Raw genomic sequence first — 1,582 nt, forward strand, 5'->3', positions numbered from 1 at the left:
TTTCTAAATCTGTTTCCTGGCCAAATGCATTTTTTGGAAAAAAACAAATCAGTAAAAATACTAGTAGTATTCTCATATCTTTTTTAAAAAATGTGCCACAACGTTCCCGGTTAACGCAAGTAGCGGAGTAGGGAAACGATTTTTATCGGTTAAGTTATATTTTTAAAGGTAGTCAAAAATGTCGTTTTAGATGATCTGCCGCTATTTGCTCGTTAACCGATGTTGTACACAGTATTAATTCCACTTCACTTTAATTTCTTCTACTCCCTTTACAATTCCGTCATAGTAACTACCTTTTTTAAACTCAGGTATAATACTGGAATCAATGATGTCCTTCACGATTTTGTCAGTCAATATTTTCTCAGTTCCTATTCCAGTAGCTATCCAGATTTCCCTTTTATTTTTATTCAATAATATTAAAAGTCCGTTGTCTCTTTCTTTTTTTCCTATTCCCCAATAGTTGGCAAGATCAGTTGCATACCACTGGATTTCATCGTAAGGTTCAATGGAGTTTACTGTAGCCACAGCGATTTGATTTGACGTTTGCTGCTCATACGCGTGCAGCCGATTTTCCAAATCCAGGATTTGATCGGGTGTGAAGATATTGTCAAAGTCATTTACAAAACCTCTAGGTTCTGGAAAATTGACATTCTCATGTTGGATTTCAGTTCGTTCTCTGGTAAATTCAACTTCGTTTTTTGAAGAGGTTTTACAGGAAATAAAATTGGTTAACACCAATAAAACAAGAAGGTAATTTTTCAATTTAGGTTCGAATTTTGGTTTTTAATATTGTGTACAACGTCTCCGGTTAACGCAAGTAGCGGTTTTGGGAACGATTTTTTTGTCGGTTAAGTTGTCTTTTTAAAGGTAGTCAAAAATGTCATTTTTGAAGGATCTCAGCTATTTGCTCGTTAACCGATGTTGGCAGTAGGCTTTTTTAATAGTTAGGACCATAAACTTTTTTCATTCTTACTTTTCTATATTGTTTGTATGGTATAAAAATCAGAGTCGAAAGAGTGAAAATTGGAAAAATTATTAATCTAAATGAATAAAGGATATAATCAATAATCAGCGCTGGAATCAGCCAGAAAATAATATAGAGAAATTTATAATTTCCTCCGGAAAAGGAGAATCCATAATGTCTATTCATATGTTCACCAATAGGAGTAATATATTCTCGAAAGTTTTCTACAATTTCCTCTTCCGTAAATTCAGATGCCTGGATTTTTGTCAGATATTCAAGTAGCAATTTTTTCATTCTAACCTCATTTATTTCCTGAAGTTTAGTTTTATCCGTTGAATGTTTCTTCGAATTTTTAATCAAATGATATATAAAATTCTCGACGGATTTTAAATGAAAATTCTGTATGTCTTTTTTAGTCGAATTGGCACGAATCAAATTAAATTTTTCGAGAACTTGAATATCTAAATCTTGAATTTCCACGTCTAAATTATGCGTTATTTTTATAGCTTACTGCCAACGTCTCCGGTTAACGCAAGTAGCGGTTGTTGGGAACGCGAATTTGTCGGTTAAATTAACTTTTTAAAGGTAGTCAAAAATGTCATTTTTTGCAGGTTCGGC

2 protein-coding genes are annotated in these 1,582 nt (G+C 32.9%); both read right to left on the reverse strand.

Features of this window, described 5'->3' with window-relative positions:
• Window positions 1–234: 234 nt before the first annotated feature.
• Window positions 235–762, reverse strand: coding sequence for a TPM domain-containing protein (locus ACFQ1G_RS01305; protein ID WP_380736432.1), 528 nt, complete (start codon window positions 760–762; stop codon window positions 235–237).
• Window positions 763–937: 175 nt separating this feature from the next.
• The gene (locus tag ACFQ1G_RS01310; RefSeq protein ID WP_380736433.1) at window positions 938–1,444 is read right to left on the reverse strand and encodes a hypothetical protein; all 507 of its coding nucleotides are present in this window, start codon (window positions 1,442–1,444) and stop codon (window positions 938–940) included.
• Window positions 1,445–1,582: the final 138 nt, after the last annotated feature.

The organism is Salinimicrobium gaetbulicola, from assembly GCF_042676025.1.
In the GTDB taxonomy this organism is placed as follows: Bacteria; Bacteroidota; Bacteroidia; order Flavobacteriales; family Flavobacteriaceae; genus Salinimicrobium; species Salinimicrobium gaetbulicola.